The organism is Mycobacterium parascrofulaceum ATCC BAA-614, from assembly GCF_000164135.1.
GTDB classification, from domain to species: domain Bacteria; phylum Actinomycetota; class Actinomycetes; order Mycobacteriales; family Mycobacteriaceae; genus Mycobacterium; species Mycobacterium parascrofulaceum.
This window is the reverse complement of the sequence record NZ_GG770592.1, coordinates 1-1,846: the sequence shown is the minus strand read 5'-3', so window position 1 is coordinate 1,846 and position 1,846 is coordinate 1. Positions and strand designations below refer to the sequence as shown.

Sequence of the window (1,846 nt, the reverse complement as noted above, 5' to 3'; positions counted from 1 at the left end):
TTCAAATCCGCTCCGGCGCAGAAGGTTCCACCGTCGCCCCACAGCACGGCGACCGACGCGGCGTCGTCGCGGTCGAATTCGTCGAATGCGGCATACAGCGCCGCGGCGGTCGGGCCGTTGACCGCGTTGCGCGCCGCCGGCCGGTTCAGGATCACCGTGGTCACCGGTCCGTTGCGCTCGATACGCACTGGATCGCTCATTTTGCCTCCGCAAATAGTGGTTCGCGCCGCCCGAGCAGCTCGGCGGCGAAGTCGTGGTAGGCGGCGCGCAGCCGGGCGCCGGGCCAGTCGGCCGGCAGCAGTTCGTCGGGCAGCACGGGGTCGGTGAGCAGGTGCCGCACCGTCGCCGCCGCCACCACGAAGCGGCCGGGAATGTCGCGCGCGGCGGCCATCTCGTCGAGCAGCCGGTGTCCGGTCCGCGCCCAGGCGGGCAGGTCCCACAGCTGGGCGGCCAGCCCGGCGGGGTCATCGTCGCGGGCCCGCAAGACCCGTACCCGGGCGTCGAACTCGGGGTCCAGGCCGAGCTCCAGGTTGTCCGGCCGCATCCAGACTCCTTCACGCAGTTCGCCGAAGCGCTTGTCGTGCATGGCGGTTCGCAGCGCGGCCCGGGTACGCGCGTCGTTGCCCACGCTGGTCACGATGAGCGTGACCCATTCCCCGCGCCACAGCCGCAACCGCGGGTCGATGGCGTCGTCCTGGCGCCGCTGCCGGGCCAGTAGGCGATCGGAGAGCCGATAGCCGTCGGCGGAGCGGATCAGGTCGCCGGCGCCGACCATGCGGGTCAGCGCCACCCGCAGCGTCGTCTCCTTGATGCCGAAATCCGAAGTGAGCCGGACTAATTCGCTGGCCCGGGCGTGCGCCGGGTGGGCGCCCAGCAGCACGCTGAGCACCACCGATCGGGCCGTCATGGTGGCCATCGGTTACACCTGCGAGGCGCGGCGGCCGTAGTCGCCGAACGGCTCGTCGCGGTGCCGCACCGCGTCGCGGAAGCCGTGCGCGGTGGCGTCGGCGACGAAGGCGTGGCCCTCCGGCGTGTGCCGGGCGACGCCGTCGAACACGGTGCTGACCATCCGGCTGGTGGCCACACCCTGTTGCAGCAGAGCGGAATTCAGCGCGAGCTTGACCATGATCAGCTGGTTGACGGGCACCGCGGCGATCCGTTGCACGAGCCGCTCGGTCCGCTCGTCGAGGTCTTTCGCGTCGGGCGCCTCGACCGCCAGGCCCCATTCGGCGGCCTGCGCGCCGGTGATGCAGTCGCCGGTGAACAGCAGGCGCTTGGCGCGCTGGTCGCCGAGCCGGTGCGCCCACAGCCCCGCCGCCGGGACCCCCCACACCCGGGTGGGCGGGTAGCCGATCTTGGCGTCGGCGGCGGCGATCACCTGGTCGGCGTGCAGCGCGATGTCGGTGCCGCCGGCCACGCAGTAGCCGTGGATCTTGACCACCGTCGGCTTGTCGGCGTGCATCAGGCTGGAGAACCCGCGCACGAAGCGGCTCATCATCTGGTAGTCGATCATCGGGTCCCACGGCTGGTCGGGTAAGTGGTTGACCGCCTGGGTTTTTCCGTCCAGCACGGTGCCCTTGTACGCGCCGGTGCCGCCGGCCGACCCGGTGCGGTCCGCGTAGGCGCTCAGGTCGAACCCCGCGCAGAATCCCTCGCCGCGGCCGGACACCAGGATGACGTGCACGTTGGGGTCGAGGTCGGCGCGTTCCACCAGCGCGGAGAGCTCCAGCGGGGTGTCGGCGACGATCGCGTTGCCCTTTTCGGGCCGGTCGAAGGTGATCCGGGCAACCCGGTCGGTGACCTCGTAGGTCATCGTCTTGAGGTTGTCGAAGTCGACCGGCCTGAT

Annotated in this window: 3 protein-coding genes; all 3 read right to left on the bottom strand. The window is 71.2% G+C overall.

Annotated features, from left to right (window positions below; translation table 11 throughout):
- Positions 1-200: enoyl-CoA hydratase-related protein (locus tag HMPREF0591_RS29665; RefSeq protein WP_007172576.1), on the bottom strand; the 200-nt coding region annotated here is incomplete at its 3' end.
- The gene (locus HMPREF0591_RS29660) at positions 197-916 is read right to left on the bottom strand and encodes a PaaX family transcriptional regulator C-terminal domain-containing protein (protein WP_007172575.1); all 720 of its coding nucleotides are present in this window, start codon (positions 914-916) and stop codon (positions 197-199) included. The genes HMPREF0591_RS29660 and HMPREF0591_RS29665, both read right to left, overlap by 4 nt.
- Before the next feature lie 3 nt (positions 917-919).
- Positions 920-1,846, bottom strand: a 927-nt coding sequence (locus tag HMPREF0591_RS29655) for a crotonase/enoyl-CoA hydratase family protein (protein WP_007172574.1), incomplete at its 5' end; no start/stop codon positions are given.

Bases quoted from the DNA above. Each gene is read 5' to 3' on its own strand.
- HMPREF0591_RS29660 (WP_007172575.1), bottom strand. From the start codon at position 916: ATGGCCACCATGACGGCCCGATCGGTGGTGCTCAGCGTGCTGCTGGGC.